The organism is Pseudomonas sp. BF-B-15 (assembly GCF_019946675.1).
Taxonomy (GTDB): Bacteria; Pseudomonadota; Gammaproteobacteria; order Pseudomonadales; family Pseudomonadaceae; genus Aquipseudomonas; species Aquipseudomonas migulae.
On sequence record NZ_JAGYFZ010000079.1, the window covers coordinates 11,766 to 28,586 of the forward strand.

15 protein-coding genes and 1 pseudogene are annotated in these 16,821 nt (G+C 60.7%); 10 read left to right on the forward strand and 6 right to left on the reverse strand.

What is annotated here, in order from left to right; genetic code table 11:
• Window positions 1-80 precede the first annotated feature (80 nt).
• Complete coding sequence (locus tag KGA97_RS21875) at window positions 81-2,771, forward strand: C2H2-type zinc finger protein (protein ID WP_223481481.1); 2,691 nt, start codon at window positions 81-83, stop codon at window positions 2,769-2,771.
• 40 nt (window positions 2,772-2,811) lie between these two features.
• Here KGA97_RS21875 and KGA97_RS21880 read toward each other — a convergent pair.
• Window positions 2,812-2,980: pseudogene (locus KGA97_RS21880) on the reverse strand (helix-turn-helix domain-containing protein); the annotation flags it as partial.
• Between the two features lie 144 nt (window positions 2,981-3,124).
• On the opposite strand from KGA97_RS21880, the gene KGA97_RS21885 reads away from it, so the two are divergent.
• The 3 genes from KGA97_RS21885 to KGA97_RS21895 all read left to right on the forward strand — a co-directional run bounded on the left by KGA97_RS21885 (window position 3,125) and on the right by KGA97_RS21895 (window position 5,712).
• A complete protein-coding gene (locus KGA97_RS21885) occupies window positions 3,125-3,913 on the forward strand; it encodes an SDR family oxidoreductase (RefSeq protein WP_008043517.1) in 789 nt (262 codons plus the stop codon).
• A 24-nt stretch (window positions 3,914-3,937) separates the two neighbouring features.
• Complete coding sequence (locus tag KGA97_RS21890) at window positions 3,938-5,047, forward strand: NAD(P)/FAD-dependent oxidoreductase (RefSeq protein WP_223481482.1); 1,110 nt, start codon at window positions 3,938-3,940, stop codon at window positions 5,045-5,047.
• 71 nt (window positions 5,048-5,118) lie between these two features.
• Entirely contained in the window at window positions 5,119-5,712 is a 594-nt protein-coding gene (locus KGA97_RS21895) for a DinB family protein (protein ID WP_008043531.1), read from the forward strand.
• Here the strand turns inward: KGA97_RS21895 and KGA97_RS21900 are convergent.
• Together KGA97_RS21900 and KGA97_RS21905 are read right to left on the reverse strand one after the other, a co-directional pair.
• Window positions 5,633-6,553, reverse strand: coding sequence for a LysR substrate-binding domain-containing protein (locus KGA97_RS21900; RefSeq protein WP_008043533.1), 921 nt, complete (start codon window positions 6,551-6,553; stop codon window positions 5,633-5,635). The genes KGA97_RS21895 and KGA97_RS21900 overlap by 80 nt on opposite strands.
• A gap of 406 nt (window positions 6,554-6,959) precedes the next feature.
• Window positions 6,960-7,847 carry a LysR substrate-binding domain-containing protein gene (locus KGA97_RS21905; RefSeq protein WP_223416416.1) on the reverse strand — a complete coding sequence of 296 codons (888 nt, stop codon included), beginning with the start codon at window positions 7,845-7,847 and terminating at the stop codon, window positions 6,960-6,962.
• Window positions 7,848-8,068: 221 nt separating this feature from the next.
• Here KGA97_RS21905 and KGA97_RS21910 point away from each other — a divergent pair, with 221 nt between their 5' ends.
• The 3 genes from KGA97_RS21910 to KGA97_RS21920 are packed head-to-tail and all read left to right on the forward strand — an operon-like array spanning window position 8,069 to window position 10,323.
• Window positions 8,069-9,085 (forward strand): aldo/keto reductase, encoded by a 1,017-nt coding sequence (locus KGA97_RS21910; RefSeq protein ID WP_223481483.1) that lies wholly within the window; start codon window positions 8,069-8,071, stop codon window positions 9,083-9,085.
• A gap of 2 nt (window positions 9,086-9,087) precedes the next feature.
• The gene (locus KGA97_RS21915; RefSeq protein ID WP_192417519.1) at window positions 9,088-9,885 is read left to right on the forward strand and encodes an SDR family NAD(P)-dependent oxidoreductase; all 798 of its coding nucleotides are present in this window, start codon (window positions 9,088-9,090) and stop codon (window positions 9,883-9,885) included.
• 27 nt (window positions 9,886-9,912) lie between these two features.
• Window positions 9,913-10,323 (forward strand): SRPBCC family protein, encoded by a 411-nt coding sequence (locus KGA97_RS21920; RefSeq protein WP_223481484.1) that lies wholly within the window; start codon window positions 9,913-9,915, stop codon window positions 10,321-10,323.
• Window positions 10,324-10,735: 412 nt separating this feature from the next.
• Here KGA97_RS21920 and KGA97_RS21925 read toward each other — a convergent pair whose 3' ends face one another.
• Window positions 10,736-12,130 carry a sensor histidine kinase gene (locus tag KGA97_RS21925; protein ID WP_223481485.1) on the reverse strand — a complete coding sequence of 465 codons (1,395 nt, stop codon included), beginning with the start codon at window positions 12,128-12,130 and terminating at the stop codon, window positions 10,736-10,738.
• The gene (locus KGA97_RS21930) at window positions 12,108-12,791 is read right to left on the reverse strand and encodes a response regulator transcription factor (RefSeq protein WP_008028105.1); all 684 of its coding nucleotides are present in this window, start codon (window positions 12,789-12,791) and stop codon (window positions 12,108-12,110) included. The genes KGA97_RS21925 and KGA97_RS21930 overlap by 23 nt, the downstream gene beginning before the upstream one ends.
• A 148-nt stretch (window positions 12,792-12,939) precedes the next feature.
• On the opposite strand from KGA97_RS21930, the gene KGA97_RS21935 reads away from it, so the two are divergent.
• Window positions 12,940-13,275, forward strand: a complete 336-nt coding sequence (locus tag KGA97_RS21935) for a hypothetical protein (protein ID WP_223481486.1) — start codon at window positions 12,940-12,942, stop codon at window positions 13,273-13,275.
• 78 nt (window positions 13,276-13,353) lie between these two features.
• On the opposite strand, the gene KGA97_RS21940 is transcribed toward KGA97_RS21935, so the two are convergent.
• Window positions 13,354-13,965 carry a glutathione S-transferase gene (locus tag KGA97_RS21940; RefSeq protein WP_008043540.1) on the reverse strand — a complete coding sequence of 204 codons (612 nt, stop codon included), beginning with the start codon at window positions 13,963-13,965 and terminating at the stop codon, window positions 13,354-13,356.
• Between the two features lie 372 nt (window positions 13,966-14,337).
• Between KGA97_RS21940 and KGA97_RS21945 the strand changes: the two genes are divergently transcribed.
• Window positions 14,338-14,742, forward strand: a complete 405-nt coding sequence (locus tag KGA97_RS21945; RefSeq protein ID WP_007907888.1) for a TraR/DksA family transcriptional regulator — start codon at window positions 14,338-14,340, stop codon at window positions 14,740-14,742.
• Window positions 14,743-15,323: 581 nt separating this feature from the next.
• Window positions 15,324-16,547, forward strand: coding sequence for a methyl-accepting chemotaxis protein (locus KGA97_RS21950; RefSeq protein ID WP_225602348.1), 1,224 nt, complete (start codon window positions 15,324-15,326; stop codon window positions 16,545-16,547).
• Window positions 16,548-16,821: the final 274 nt, after the last annotated feature.

A 16,821-nucleotide genomic window follows, 5' to 3' on the forward strand; every position in this document is an offset into this window, starting at 1 on the left:
CTCGGCTGTTGGCATCGGCATGGATTGACCTGTTATTTCTGTCAGTAGTCGCCGTTCGCGTCGCATGGTATTCAACCTTTATGAATAACCTTGGCGTGGACACCCACACTCCCGATCTCGCGGTCTTTGACCCGCGACGTCTGGCGGTGCGTGCGGTGGCTTATTGCCGTTCTGCGGTGGGGCAATCGGCGCAGTCGCAGATTACCCGGCAGGTGTTTGATCCATTGGGACGGGAAGTGGCGCGTGTGGATCCGCGATTAGGGGCTGCGGGGCGTGGGCCGAACCGCACCTCTCTTCGCGGGTTGTCCGGCACTGAGTTGTTGAACGTCAGTGTCGATGCTGGCTGGACCCTGTTGCTGCACGGCCCGGCGGGTCAGATTCTGCAACGCTGGGACAGTCGCAGCACCGAGCAACGCGTCTACGATCAACGCTTGCGTCCCATCTCGGTGACCGAGCAACTTGAGGACGAAACACCACGGGTGGTCGAGCGCTTCCAATACGGCGACCCCGGCGGCAACGCTCGTAATCAATGCGGACAGTTGATCCGCCACGACGACCCGAGCACCACCCGGCACATGCCCGACTTCGATCTGCGCGGCCTGCCGCTGCTGGAAACCAGTCATTTTCTGTCATCACTGGATCCAGTGCATTGGCCGCTGGAAATCGACGCCCGCAATGCCTTGCTCGAACCCACACCCGGCTTCGACAGTCGCTGGACCTATGACGCCTTGGGCGAGGTCGCGACGCAAACCGATGCCAAGCTTAACTGCCGACGGTTCAGCCGAACCTGCGCCGGGCAATTGCGCGCGGTTTCCTTGCGGCGCCAGGGCGAGGCCGAGGTGACGCTGGTCAGCGAGATCCGCTACAACGCTGGTGGGCTGGTCGAGCAGGAAACGGCGGGCAACGGCGTGATCACCCGTGCCGAGTTCAGCCCGGAAGACGCGCGCCTGCTGCACTTAAGTACCGGTCTGCCCAGTCAACCGCTGCTGCAAAACCTGCATTACACCTACGACCCGGTCGGCAATCCGGTGCGGATCGATGACCAGGCCAAAACCACCACCTATTTCAAGAACCAGCGTGTCGACCCCGTCAGCACCTACGCCTACGACAGCCTGTACCGGTTGATTTGCGCCACCGGCCGAGAGGTCTACCGCGCCGCCAACGACCCGAACGCGCTGGTCAACTACCGCGAAGAATACGATTACGACGCTGGCGGTAACCCGCTGGAATTACGGCATCTCGGCGCGCAACCGTTCACTCGGCGTTGGGCGGTGGACGCGGCCAGCAACCGCCGGGTGATCGTGCACGACGGTGATCTAGCGCCGGATTTCACCCGTGAGTTCGACGGCAACGGCAATCAGCTTCATTTGCTGCGCGGGCAAATGCTGCGCTGGGATGCGCGTAATCAGTTGAGTCAGGTGTCGCCAGTCACCCGCGAAGACGGCCCGGACGATATCGAGTTGTATCGCTACGGTGGCGGTGGCAAACGCCTGCACAAAGTGCGCTGCGAACTGACTTCACGCCGCACCTTGATCGCCGAGGTACGCTACCTGCCGGGTCTGGAAATCCACCGCACCGCCGATGGCGCCGAGCGGCATGTGCTGGAGATCGAAGCCGGGCGCAACACGGTGCGGCTGCGGCATTGGGTCGGCTCACCGCCCACCGGGGTGGACAACGATTATTTGAGTTACAGCGTCAGCGATCACCTGGGCTCCAGCCAACTGGAGCTGGACGAAAAGGGCGCGGTGATCAGTGACGAAGGCTATCTGCCGTTTGGTGGCCGGGCGTGGTGGGTGGCACATCACGCCGCCAAGGCGTCGTATAAAACCAAGGGTTACTCGGGCAAGGAGCGTGACGCCACCGGGTTGTATTACTACGGTTATCGGTACTACGCGCCTTGGCAACACGGCTGGCTCAACCCGGACCCGGCGGGGGAGGTGGACGGGTTGAATCGGTATGGGTTTGTCGGGAATTCGCCGATGCGCTATTTCGACAGAGATGGGCGAGTAAAAGACGATGACCAATCGTTTGGTCAGACCGCGCAGCTTGAGTTTATTAAGGCCTTGGAAGGCTACCCCGATACCCTTGAAGTCTTTGCTGCGCTGGTTGGCGAGGATATGGCGTCAGATCCGGATGATTTGCCAGCCGACGAAATTCATGAACCTCCCCCATCACCACAGCCCGTCATGCCTATGCCACCTGCATCTACGCCTGTGACGGATTTGGCTCCGGTGTCGCCGATACGCGGTACCAGTCAACCAGCGCCAGTCCTGAGTCAGGCAGAACCCCAGCCCTCGACCTCTGCTGCGGGTGATGGGAGGGAGCAGGCGCACGGCAGGAATATGCGGTTTAGCTGTCCGCGTTGCGCCAAAAGATTTGCGGGTAAAAGTAATTTAGATAACCACCTGCGAACCCACACCGGTGAAAAACCGTACAGCTGCGAGTTATGCAACAAATGCTTTGCGCAAAAGGGTAGTTTGAAGGAGCACATGCGCAGACATACCGGAGTAAAGCCTTATAAGTGCCTAATTTGTGAGGCAGATTTTGCGCAATCGTCTCATTTGAAGGCGCACATGCGCACTCATACCGAAGAAAAGCCTTATAAGTGCTCGACTTGTGTCGCAAGTTTTGCCCGGAAAAGTGTTTTGGATATTCACATGCGCACCCATACCGGAGAAAAGCCCTACGTTTGCCCGACTTGCGGCACACGTTTTTCACATCGCGACTGTATGCTTCGCCATCAGCGGAGCATACATAGTGCTGTGATCTAGCCATATCCGAACGAAGGAAGTTTGCTCCAGACTTCCCTCATCACCGCGAAAACCGCCTCCGATACTCCCTCGGCGAACCCCCAAATTGCGCTGAAACGTAAACCGCATCCGCTCCTCATCCCCAACCCGCCCCCCTGGGCAATCTGCTCAATATTGCACTCGGACTCTTCCAGCAACCGCCGGGCCGCTTCCAGCCTCAGCACTTCAACCGTGAGGTTGTCGTGGTTGAGGTTCTGGGCGATTCACTCGTGATAATCCGGAACAATTGAATTGCCGAACAAACCTGATTCCCTGGGGTATCCCGACGGCGCACGGTGGTAACTTAAGGTTTTCGAACCGTCGGGAGCATCGTCATGGAATTGGGCATATCGGGTCGCTGGGCGATTGTCTGCGCCGCCAGCAAAGGCTTGGGGCTGGCCTGTGCGCGAGCCTTGGCGAAGGAGGGCGTGAACCTGGTGATCAACGCCCGTGGCGACGAAACGTTGCAAGCTGCCGCCACAGAATTACGTGGCCTGGCGCCGAGCATCGAAGTGCGTACGGTGGCCGGCGACATCAGTGAGCCGGCCGTCCGCGAACAAGTATTGGCCGCCTGCCCGCAGGTGGACATCCTGATCAATAACGCCGGTGGCCCGCCGCCGGGTGACTTCCGCGACTGGCAACGCGAAGACTGGTTGAAGGCGCTGGATGCCAACATGCTGACGCCCATCGAGCTGATCAAGGCCTGTGTCGATGGCATGGCCGAGCGCGGTTTTGGGCGCGTCGTCAACATCACCTCCGGTGCAGTGAAGGCGCCGATCGATGTGTTGGGCCTGTCCAACGGCGCCCGTAGCGGCCTGACCGGTTTTATCGCCGGGCTCGCGCGGCAGTCGCGGCTGGCCGGGCACAACGTCACGATCAACAATCTGTTGCCCGGCCCGTTCGAGACCGAGCGCCTGCACAAAACCCTGAGCGCCGCCGCCGAGGCCAATGGTGCCAGCGTTGAGAGCATCAGCGCACAGCGGCGCAAAAACGTTCCGGCCCAGCGCTTTGGCCAGCCCGATGAGTTCGGCGCCTATTGCGCATTCATCTGCAGCGCCCACGCTGGTTTCCTGACAGGGCAAAATCTGTTGCTGGACGGCGGCAGTTATCCCGGCACGTTTTGATCGTTTAAAAGGAGCGCAGGGCAGGTGAGTGTCGATATCGAATGCGTGGTGGTCGGGGCCGGTGTGGTCGGGCTGGCGGTGGCCAGAGCGTTGGCCCGCAGCGGGCGCGAAGTGATTCTGGTCGAAGCCGGCGAGGGCATTGGCGTGGGCATCAGTTCGCGCAATTCGGAAGTGATCCACGCCGGCATCTATTACCCGAGCGGCAGCCTCAAGGCGCAATTATGCGTGGAGGGCAAACAGCGCCTTTACGCCTTTTGTGATGAGCGTGGCGTCGGTTATCAGCGACTGGGCAAGCTCATCGTCGCCACTGATGATGACCAGCGCGGGGCGTTGCAGAAGTTGTTGGAGCAGGGCGCCCGCAATGGTGTCGATGACTTGCAATGGCTGGATGCCAACCAGGCCCGTGACCTTGAGCCGGCGCTGTCTTGCGTCGCTGCGCTCTGGTCGCCATCCACCGGGATTGTCGATTCCCATGCCCTGATGCTGGCGCTTCAGGCGGACGCCGAGGCCGCCGGGGCGTCGATGGCGTTTCATACGCCATTGATGTCGGCCCGATGCAGCGAACACGGTTTCGAATTGCAGATGGGCGGCGTCCAGCCGATGACCCTGAGCTGCCGCGAGTTGATCAATTGCGCCGGGTTGTCCGCCCCGCAGGTGGCGAGCCGCATTGAGGGCCTGTCGTCGCAGCACGTGCCAACGGCTCGTTTGTGCAAGGGCAGCTATTTCAGTTTCAGCGGCCGCGCGCCGTTCCGGCACCTGGTTTATCCGGCACCGGAGAGCGCGGGGCTGGGGGTGCACATGACCCTCGATCTGGGTGGTCAGGCGCGTTTTGGACCGGATGTCGAGTGGGTTGATCACGTCGATTACCGCGTCGATCCGCGCCGTGCCGATGGTTTCTACGAGGCCATCCGGCGTTACTGGCCCGTCTTGCCCGATGACAGCCTGCAACCGGCCTACAGCGGCATCCGCCCGAAAATCACCGGCCCGACAGAACCCGCCGCCGACTTCATCATCAGCGACCCCGCCACGCATGGCGTGCCCGGGCTGGTCAATCTGTTCGGCATCGAATCGCCGGGGCTGACCAGTTGCCTGGCGCTGGCCGAGCGGGTAACGCAGGCACTGGGCGACCGATGATCAGCGTTTGAGCTGCCACGCCTCACGAGGACTATGCTTTGCAGTGCGCCCATCGCAATGGGAGACCTCCGATGATTAACGTACGCACAGCCCGCATGCTGGCCGATTACAAACGCTGGGCCGATCAGCGTCTCTTTGACAGCCTGGCCGATTTGCCACCGGGCGAGGTCAACAAAGAACGGGTCTCGGTGTTCAAGAACATGATTGGCACGCTGAACCACATCTACGTCGTGGACTGCATCTGGCAGGCCCACCTCGAAGGCCGGGGGCACGGCTTCAAGACTTCGCACGATCTGCTGCATCCCGATCTCGCCGATCTGCGCATGGCACAAAAAGACATCGATCACTGGTACTGCGACTGGAGCGAACGCCAGACCGACGCCTCGCTGGATAAACCCCTGGAGTTCACGTTCGTCTCGGGCGAAAGCGGGACCATGAGCGCCGGCGCGATGCTGCTGCACGTGGTCAATCACGCCAGTTATCACCGTGGCTGGGTGATTCAGATGTACTTCGACATTCCGGCCATGCCGCCGATGACGGACCTGCCGATCTTCCTGCGCGAGACCGATCCGGATTTCAATTCGCTCAACCCCCCGGCAGTGGCGCCGACATGTGTTGGGCAATTCGCGCGCGCAACCAACGTTCTGCCGGATCGTTATCGTTGACCCCGTTCCAGACCATCGACAGTTCGGACAGGTTGATGTCAAACGGTGGGTCATCGGCGCGTAACTGGCTGCTGCCTTCGATCAGCGCACACGCGGCGTAATCCGGCACCGTGGCGAGCATGTCTGTGCCGGCCAGCAAGGCGCGAAGCCCGGCGAACTGCGGCACCGCCAACACCACGCGGCGTGACCGGCCGATGCGCGCCAGGTCATTGTCGATGGCCCCGGTCAGGTCCCCGGAAAACGACACCAGCGCGTGCGGCCGCTCGCAGTAATCATCCAGTGTCAGGACGCCGGGTCGACTGTCGCCGCGCAGGATCTTCACGCTCAGGTCTCGCAGTTTTTTGCGCTTGGCGTTGGCCGGCAATTCGGTGGTGTAGCTGATCCCGACGGAAATTTCGCCGCTGGCGAGCATCGACGACATCAGCAGGAAATTCACCCGCCGCACCACCACCACGACGTTCTGCGCCTCTTCGCGGATCTGCTTGAGCAGCGGCGGAAACAGACCGAACTCGGCGTCGTCGGACAGGCCGATGCGGAACACGTCGCGGCTGGTGGCCGGGTCGAAATCCTTGGCCCGGCTGACCGCGCCGGAAATGGTGTCCATCGCCGGCTGCAACTCTTTCAGAATCTGCAGCGCGCGCTGGGTCGGCTCCAGCACACGACCGTTGCGCACCAGCAGCGGGTCATCGAACAGATCACGCAACTTGGCCAGCGAAGCGCTGACGGCAGGCTGGCCGAGGAACAGCTTTTCCCCGGCCCGGGTCAGGTTTTTTTCGAACATCAGGGTTTCGAAAATCACCAGCAGGTTCATGTCCACGCGGCGCAGGTCGTTGCGGTTCATGGCGGGGCTACTCGCAGGGGGCGGGGTCTTTCCAGTAAAGCACCAAACCTTGGCCTGCGATGATCCCTGTAGGAGCTGGCTTGCCGGCGATGGCGTCCGTGAAATAGCCATCGCCGGCAAGCCGGCTCCTACAGGTTTGGTGTGAACCCCCATACCTGAACATCCCGCGATTCTGTAGGAGCCAGGCTTGCCGGCGAAGGCGTCCGTGAAATCGCTATCGTCGGAACGCCGGCTCCTACAGCTTTGGTGTGAACCCCCATACCTGAACATCCCGCGATTCTGTAGGAGCCAGGCTTGCCGGCGAAGGCGTTCGTGAAATCGCCATCGCCGGAACGCCGCCCGCAGCAAGCCTGGCTCCTACATGGGTCGCGTTTGGCAGACGGGTATCCTGATCATCCCGCCTTGCTTATGGCTCGGTCAGCACCTTCCTGAACGTCTCCACCAACGGCCGCAAATTCACCCGATGCCACGCTGCCCACAGCGGCGTGGTAAATGAAATCCACGGCACCTCCCGCAGCACCACACCGGGCGGCGCATTGCGGCTCAAGCCTTTCTGAATCATCGCAATCCCCAACCCCGACGCCACCAGCCCCAGCGCAGTGAAGGGCTCAGTCGCCTCCATGCGGATGTCCGGGGTGAAACCGGCGCGGATGCAGGCGCTGATGAAGTCGTCGCGACTCGCGCAGTTCTGGCGGTGTTGCACGCCGATCCATTCCTGATCGGCCAGATCTGCCGGGGTCAGTTCCGCTTGCAAGGCCAGCGGATGATGCTCGGGCAGCGCCAGCAGCATTGGGTCGTCCAGCACCTGAAAACCCAGCAGGTCCGGATCGTCGGCGACGGGCGGTTCGCTGACCAGTGCGATATCGAGACTACGCTGACGCAGGCCTTCGAGTTGTTCGGCGGAGCTGAGGTTGTACAGCGCGACGTGCACGTTCGGCCGGTCGACCCGCAGCACGCGCAGGGCATTGGGCAAGACGCCGGCGTGCATGGCGTTCTCGATGTAGCCGATGCACAGGCCGCCTTCTTCACCGCGACCCAGGCGTTTGCCGAGGGATTCCAGGCGATTGGCGTGGGTCAGCAGGGCGCGGGTTTCGGCGAGAAAGGTCTGGCCGTCGCGGGTCAGGCGGATGCGTTGCTGGCTGCGCTCGAACAGGGTCAGGCCCAGGCGTTCCTCAAGCTGGGCGATCTGCCGGCTCAGGGGCGATTGGGAAATGTGCAGGCGTTCGGCGGCGCGACCGACGTGTTCTTCTTCGGCGACGGCGACGAAGTAGCGCAATTGACGGATGTCGATCATGTCAGACCTATAGGGACTAAAGTGCTGCGCATTATGTCTTGTACGGTCCGATCCTCGCAATCTAGGATTGGCTCAACGGTAAAGCAAACACCGCTCTTTGTAGGAGCCGGCTTGCTGGCGATTGAAGCGACACGGTGTGCCGGACAGGACGCCATCGTCGGAACGCCGCCCGCAGCAAGCCGGCTCCTACAGGTTTACGAGACATTCGAGAGGATTTTTTCATGAGCTTGAAAGACAAACTGCCCGGCACCCTGGGTTTCGGTACTGCCCCATTGGGCAACATGTTCCGCGCCATCCCTGAAGAAGAAGCGCTGGCGACCGTGCACGCGGCCTGGGATGCCGGCGTGCGCTACTTCGATACCGCACCATTTTACGGTTCGGGCCTGTCGGAAATTCGCTTGGGCGCCGCGCTGTCCCAATACAACCGCGACGATTATGTGCTGAGCAGCAAGGTCGGGCGGGTGATTCTGGATGAAGTCGAAGACGCCGCCGCCCGTGATCTGGGTGAGAAGAGCGGCGTGTTCGAACACGGTCGCGCGAACAAGATCGTCAACGATTACAGCGCCGACGCGACGATGCGTTCCATCGAAGACAGCCTCAAGCGTCTGCAAACCGATCGTCTGGACATCGTTTGGGTCCACGACATCGCGCAGGACTTCTACGGTGATCAATGGCTGGAATACTTCAACCAGGCCCGCACCGGCGCGTTCAAAGTGTTGACCCGTTTGCGCGAAGAAGGCGTGATCAAAGGATGGGGGTTGGGCGTGAACAAGGTCGAGCCGTGTGAACTGACCCTCGACCTGACCGAAGCCCAGCCGGACGGTTTTCTGCTGGCGGGCCGCTACACGCTGCTTGATCACGACCGTGCCCTGCAACGCCTGATGGATGCCGCGCTGGCGCAGAACGTCGAGATCGTGGTCGGTGGTCCCTACAGCTCGGGGATTCTGGCCGGCGGTGCGCATTTCGAATACCAGAAGGCCAGCCCGGCGATTATCCATAAAGTCGAGCAGATCAAACGCATCGCGGCGGCTCACGGCGTCGACATCAAGGCCGCTGCATTGCAGTTCTCCCTCGCTAACCCGGCCGTTGCCGCCGTGATTCCAGGTTCCAGCCGTCCGGACCGGATTGTTGAAGATGTGGCTGCGTTGTCAGCCGTCATTCCCGCTGCATTCTGGCAAGCCATGCGCGACGCGAAACTGGTCTCCGAACGCGCTCCATTACCCCTCGCAGGAGTTTGAACATGAAGATCGATCTGACTGGAAAACTCGCCATCGTCAGCGGCAGCACCGCCGGCATTGGCCTGGGCATCAGCAAGGCACTGGCCGAGTCCGGTGCGACGGTGGTGGTGATCGGCCGCGAGACGGCCAAGGTCGAGCAGGCGCTGGCGAGCATCCGCCAGAGCGTGCCGGGCGCGCAACTGCGTGGCCTGACCGCGGACCTCGGCACCGCCGAAGGCGCCGAGCAATTGTTCGCTGCCGAGCCGCGAGCGGACATTTTGGTGAACAACCTCGGGATCTTTAACGAGGTGGATTTCTTCGACACGCCGGACAGCGAGTGGACGCGATTCTATGAAGTCAACGTGATCTCCGGTGTGCGCCTGTCGCGGCATTACGTGCCGGACATGGTCAAGCAGGGCTGGGGTCGGGTGATTTTCCTGTCCTCGGAATCCGGGATTGCGATCCCGGCGGACATGCTCAACTACGGCGTGACCAAAAGCGCCAACCTCGCGGTGTCTCATGGCCTGGCCAAACGGCTGGCGGGCACTGGCGTGACGGTGAATGCGATCCTGCCAGGCCCGACGTTGACCGATGGCCTGGAGCAAATGCTCAAGGACGCCACGGCCGAATCGGGGCGCAGTGTGCGCGAAGAAGCCGATGCGTTCGTGCGCAAGGCCCGGCCGACGTCGATCATCCAGCGCGTGGCAGACGTCGAGGAAGTCGCCAACCTGGTGGCTTACATCGCTTCACCGCTGTCATCGGCCACGACCGGTGCCGCCCTTCGAGTCGACGGCGGTGTCGTCGACAGCCTGGCGATCTGAATTTTTTTATTGAGGAGAGAGGACTGCATGGCAACTGCATCAGCGTTTATCGACATCCCGGTTTCGGCCGACAAGGTTTGGCAATTGATCGGCGGCTTCAACTCGCTGCCGGACTGGCTGCCATTCATTCCTAAAAGCGAACTGAGCGAAGGCGGGCGTGTGCGCAGTCTGCAGACCGCCGATGGCGCGGTAGTGGTTGAACGGCTTGAGTCGTTTGATAACGCCGGGAAGACGTATAGCTACTCGATTTTGCAGGCACCGTTTCCGGCGACGGATTACCTGGCGACGATCCGCGTTGAAGCGCAGGGCGAGGGCGCCCGAGTGACCTGGTCGGGGCGGTTTGCACCAGTCGGTGTGACCGAGGAAGAAGTGGCGGCGTTGTTTGCCGGAATTTACCAGGGTGGCCTCCAAGCCCTGCGGGCCAACTACCCCGTGTAAACCCGATCCCCTGTAGGAGCCAGGCTTGCCGGCGAAGGCGTCCGCAAGATCGCCATCGCCGGCAAGCCGGCTCCTACAGGTTTTGCGTTAACCCAACATCCTGAACATCCCCCGATCCTGTAGGAGCCAGGCTTGCTGGCGATGGCGTCCGTGAAATCGCCATCGCCGGCAAGCCGGCTCCTACAGGTTTTGCGTTAACCCAACATCTCGAACATCCCCCCAATTCTGTAGGAGCCAGGCTTGCCGGCGATGGCGTCCGTGAAATCGCCATCGCCAGCAAGCCGGCTCCTACAGGTTTTGCGTTAACCCAACATCCTGAACATCCCCCGATCCTGTAGGAGCCAGGCTTGCCGGCGAAGGCGTCCGCAAAATCGCCATCGCCAGCAAGCCGGCTCCTACAGGGGGGGCTGTGTCAAGTCTGGGCAATCAGGCTCTGCCGGCAATCCAGCACCAACTGCGCCCCACCCAGTTCGCTTTCACCCACTTCAAGCGTAAACCCATGCAGGCTGACAATCGCTGCGACGATCGACAGCCCCAGCCCGAACCCGCTTTGTTGATTTCCACCTTCGGCGCGATAAAAGCGCTGGAACACGGCTTCACGTTCGGCGGGAGGAATGCCCGGCCCGGAGTCGAGCACTTCGATCCGTGTATGCCCACTCTCATTGATCCCGCGCAAAACCACCTCGCCACCGGACGGTGTGAATTTGATCGAGTTGCTTAGCAGATTCGCTACGGCTTCGAACAACAGCGCGCGATCGCCATTCAGCGCAGGCAATGATTCAGGCAATTGCAGCTTGAACGTCAGTTCGCCTTCTTCCGCCAACGGCAGATAAAAGTCGTGCAGCTCCTGCAACAACGGCACCGGATCCAGCTGTACAAAACCGGAACGCCGCTGGCGATCCTCCAGCTCGGAGATCCGCAGCAACCCGCGAAAACGCGCCATCAGCGTATCCGCTTCGGCGAGCACCGAATCGAGTTGCGTCGCTTCTGCCGACCCTTCGCCAGCCTGTTGCTGCATGCGGTACAACTGCGCCCGCAAGCGGGTCAGCGGCGTGCGCAAGTCGTGGGCGATGTTGTCGCACACGCCCTTGACCTCGTTCATCAAACGCTCGATGCGTTCGAGCATGGCGTTGACGATGGCGGCGAGCATGTCCAGTTCGTCGCGGCGATTGGACAGCGGCAAGCGTCGGGTCAGGTCACCGGCAACAATCGCTTCGGCGCTGGCCTGAATCCCACGAATGCGTCGCAACGGTCGACGGCGCAACAGGTGCCATCCGACGATGCCCGGCAAAATAGTCAGGGTCACACCCCAGAAAAGCGCGTGCAGAATGATGCGGGTCACGGCGAACAGCGAACCGTTGTCGCGCACCAGAATCAGCCAGCGACCGTCCCGTGTCTGGGTTGCCACGGCGTCGCAGCTGTCGGCGGGCAGCGTCGGGTCATCGGAGTCGGCGCAGTCGCTGAGCATGTGGATCTTGCCGTCCAGCGGCAAACCTTTAGGAATGTGGCGCAGGGCACCGTTGAGGTAGCGATGCTCGGCATCGAACAGGCCGTAGGCGTCGATGCCGCGAATATCGAAAGTCATGCTGACGGCGAGGGCGTCCAGCAGTTGCTCGCCGGAAAAACGCGAAAACAAATGCTGACGTTGCATCAGCGAATGCTTGGCCAGGTTGTCCAGGTAGGCGGACACCTCGTAGTACATGACCCCCATGAGAATCCCGCTCCAGAGCACGAACAGCGAACTGTAGAGCGCCAGCAACCGGCTGCTGGAAGAGCGCCAGCCTTTAGAGGGGTTCGGCAATGACATAACCCGAGCCTCGCACGGTCCGAATCAGTGGGACATTGCCGGGCGGGTCGATCTTCTTGCGCAGGCGGCCGATGTGCACGTCGATCAGGTTGGTGCCGGGGTCAAAGTGATAACCCCAGACCTCTTCGAAAATCATCATCCGCGACAGAATCTGCCCGGTATTGCGCATCAGGAATTCCAGCAACTTGTACTCGGTGGGCAACAGCGTCAGCAACTGGCCGTCGCGGCTGGCTTCGTGGCTGATCAGGTTCAGTTCCAGGTCCGCGACCCGCAGCGTGGTGGCCTGGGCGGTCACGGTGTTTTGCCGGCGCAGCAGCACTTCGACACGGGCGGCCATTTCATCGGTGGCAAACGGTTTGGTCAGGTAATCGTCACCGCCGGCACGCAAACCGCGCACGCGTTCATCGACATCGGAGAGGGCGCTGATCATCAGGATCGGCGTCGCCACGCCCATGGTCCGCAGCGTCGTGACGATCGCCAGGCCATCGAGCTCGGGCAACATGCGGTCGAGGGTAATCAAGTCATAGTTGCCGTTGACCGCGCGCTCCAGACCTTCACGGCCATTGTCGACCCAATCCACGTCGAGGCCGTGGCTGCTCAGTTCGGCGACGATCTCCCGGGCGGTCACGGCGTCGTCTTCGATGGTCAAGATGCGGGTCATAGGGCGGACCTGATAGTCAGTTCAAGGCAAGTGTGTGGGCATTCTGCCAAGAAATGCCGGCGACTTTTTAAATTAACTTTCATGTGGCTCATGGGACGGCCCGGAACGTTGATATCATCTGGCCATAACCTTGAAAGGGAGTTCGACTGTGCGCACTTTGATTCGCCGTGGCGGGATGTCGATTGTTGTGTTGTTGCTGTGTGTCATCAGCGGGAGTGCCTTGGCGGGAAACACTCCGTGTTCGGGGAAGAAGGGCGGTATCGATCGTTGTGATGGCGACCTGTTCCTGTGTAATGACGGCTCTATCAGCGCCTCGAAGAAAAGCTGCTCGGCACTTTATGGCGATTCAAGCCAGGCTCGCCCGCAAACCTTATTGCAGAGCTCCGATGGTTGCACCTGCGGCTCAGGTTCGTTTTGCACCGGCCCACGAGGCGGGGTGTATTGCCTGACACCCAGCGGCAACAAGAGCTACAAGCGCAAGTAGCTCATCTGCAATGCATAAAAAATCGCGAGCAGGCTCGCTCCTACAGTAGACCGCGTTCTCCTGCTGTCAGGTGCAACACTATTCAATCGGTGTACTCACAAACGCCTCAAGCCCCTCGGCATAGTCGGTAAACGCACTGATCAGCGGAAACTGCCAGGCATCCACCTGATCCGGCACCACCAGACGGGTAAAGCTCCAGGCCACCGCCAATGTAATCCCGTCCTGATCAATCGAACCGTCAGTCTTCAACGGTCGCAGTTCCAGCTCCCGTTCCAGTGCCGAATACGCGGCCGCCAATTGCCCCTCGACCCGTTCCACCCACGGTTCGAACTGAATTTCCGCGGGCCGCAGGTTGCGTTCGTAATAAAGCTGCACCGACTTCTCGCAGGCTGCCAATGCCAGGCCGATCAAGCGCAACGAACGCAGGCGTTGGTTCAGGTCCTCTGGCATCAGGCTGTTACCCGGTCCGGCCAGTGCCTCCAGGTAATCGATGATCAACGTCGAGTCGATCAACACCTCGCCATCATCCAGCACCAGCGTCGGCGCCTTGACCACCGGGTTGATCTGCTGGAACTGCTCGAAGTGCCGAAACACCGAAACCGACTGATGATCGAGGTCGATGCCCAGGCGTTTGGCGGAAATGGCAACGCGTCGCACGTAGGGCGAATCCAGCATGCCGATCAGCTTCATTGAACCTCTCCTCAAGATTTGCCATTTCGGGAGGACAACCTTAGCTGAGGTTCATTGCCCTGCAAATGTGCTCGGTAAACACCACCGTTGAGGCCATTTGTCTTCTATATACAGCCGCTCGGTTGAATTTCTTGCTATAAACGCACTCCGATAACCACCGTAAAGGCTGACATAGAGCACTTTCGGGGCTTTGTCGGACAAATTCGCTGTCTTTTCAGTTGCTGAGGCCTCAAGTCGGCCTTAGACTGCCGCCCCTCGTAAATTGAGTGCCGGGTGGCGCTTGGAATAAACGGCGCCTTTCCGATGGCCAGACCAGGTCCGCCGGAACGCTCCCTAATTCGCCTTAATGCACGTTTTTTTATAGAGATATCAATGACAAAGGACAAGTTGCTGGCCATGCCGGCGGATGACTACATGAATGCCGAGCAACATGCTTTTTTCTCTGAGCTGTTGCAGAACATGAAAGTCGAAACCCATGAGCGCATCGAACAGAATCGCATCGCCATCGAAAGCCTGGACACCCCGGCCGATCCGGCTGACGCAGCTTCTGTCGAAGAAGAGCGCACCTGGCTGGTGAACGCGATCGATCGCGACCAGCGCATGCTGCCTCAGTTGGAACAGGCGCTGGAGCGCATCAAGGAAGACAGCTTCGGCTGGTGCGACGACAGCGGCGAGGCCATTGGCCTGAAGCGTCTGCTGATCAGCCCGACCACCAAGTACTGCATCGAAGCGCAAGAGCGTCACGAACAGATCGACAAGCACCAGCGTCAGGCCTGATTTCGTAGCGCCCCGCATCGCGGGCAAGCCTCACTCCTGAAGGAGCAAGGCTTGCCCGCGATGCTTTTTTTCGTCTGCGAAAAACCTCGCGCACTTCTATTGATCTGCTGCAACGACCACTACTAATGGACCATGGATAATGGCCCTCTAGTGGCGTTTAATGCAGTCACAACAATTAGAAGACGCATGGGGTGACGAAGATGACGAGAGACGGATCTCTGGTTGGGGCATTGCCTGCACCAGTGTTTGCACCGAAGACCCGCTGGCTGACGCCGACGCTGCAAAGCATCGCCCTGATGCTCTTGCTGTGCGGCATGACGCTGGGTGGCTGGCCGCTTTACGTTGGCTTGCCGTTGGCCGTCCTGATTATCTGGCTTCCTCGGCTCCGTTCTCGTGCCATTCCCTTAGAACCATCTGCCGACAACTCCAGCGCCATCGCCGAACTGACTCGCGATCTTTCCTACACCACCAGTCATAACGCCTTGTCGGCCGCCGGCGTGGCCTTTTCGGTCAAGCAACTGGCCGACAAACTGCAATCGCAACTCGGTGCCGCGGCACAGATTGTCAGCAACGCTGAAGTGATGATCGCCACCGAACAAGCCACCTCGACACTCAGTCGAACGGCCCTCAGTGCCGCCAGCGAAGCGCATCAGAGCAGCGCGGCAGGGCGCACGGAGCTGGTCGAATCCATCACCCGCATGCATCAACTCAGTCAGCGCGCGAGCAACAGTCGTGAGCTGATCGAAGCCCTGAGCCTGCGCAGCGACGATATCCAGCGGGTCACGCTGGTGATCCAGTCCATTGCCAGCCAGACCAATCTGCTGGCATTGAACGCGGCCATCGAAGCGGCCCGGGCCGGGGAGCATGGTCGCGGGTTCGCAGTCGTCGCCGACGAGGTTCGCGGCCTGGCTGCGCGCACAGCGACGGCGACAGGCGAAGTCGGCGAGATGGTCGCTGATATCCAGCAACGCACCGCGCAAGTGGTGGAGCAGATCCGGCAGCTGTCCAGCGACCTTGACATCGGTGTCCAGCAGGTCGAGCACACCGGCCAGCACCTGGAAAATATTGCCCGCCTGGCGGCTGGCGTCGAAAGTCAGGTCGGCGATATTGCCAAGGGCGCCGACACCAACCGCGAACAACTCGACAGCCTGTTTCACGCCATCGAACAGATGCGCAGCGATCTGGCGATCAGCGATCAACAGACTCAGCGTCTGGCGCAAGCCGCGGTGCAAATGGAAGGTCAGGCCGAAACCATCAGCGAGCGTCTGGCCGAGGTCGGACTGGATGACTATCACCAGCGGATTTATGACCTGGCCCGCGAAGGTGCGCGTCAGATTACGGCACGCTTTGAGGCGGATATCGACCAGGGTCTTGTCAGTCTCGATGACTTGTTCGACCGCAGTTATCAGGCCATTCCTGACACCAGTCCGGCCAAGTACCAGACCCGTTTCGACCGCTACACCGATAAGGTTTTGCCGGCGATTCAGGAACCGTTGCTGCCGCGCCATGAAGGCCTGGTGTTTGCCATCGCCTGCACGCAGCAAGGTTATGTGCCGACCCATAACAAGGTTTTCAGTCAGCCACTGACTGGTGATGCGCAGGTCGATACGCTGCAAAACCGCACCAAACGCAAATTTGCCGACCGCACCGGGATTCGTTGTGGCAGTCATCAACAGGCTGTTTTGTTGCAAACCTATACGCGGGACACGGGGGAGTTGATGCACGATCTTTCGGTGCCGATCATGCTCAAGGGGCGGCATTGGGGTGGTTTGCGGTTGGGGTATAAGCCACAGGGTGCTCGTTGATAGGTATTGTTTTAGGGGCGTGTGTATATCCGTTGCTGCGGTGATGGCTTCTATTGGTTCCGCTCTTACAGCGGGTTACTTGGAAAAGCGCCAAGTAACCAAGCGCTTTTGCCCCTTTCGTTCGGTGCCTCGCCTAGGCTCGGCATGCCCTCGCTCCGGTCCTGCTCCGTGGGCCCGCCGCGATCGGCCATCCTTGGCCGTGCGCGGCTAACCCGGCATCCATGCCGGGTTGCCCACTGCGCAGAACCTCCACTCGGCCTCTCGAGGGGGCGAC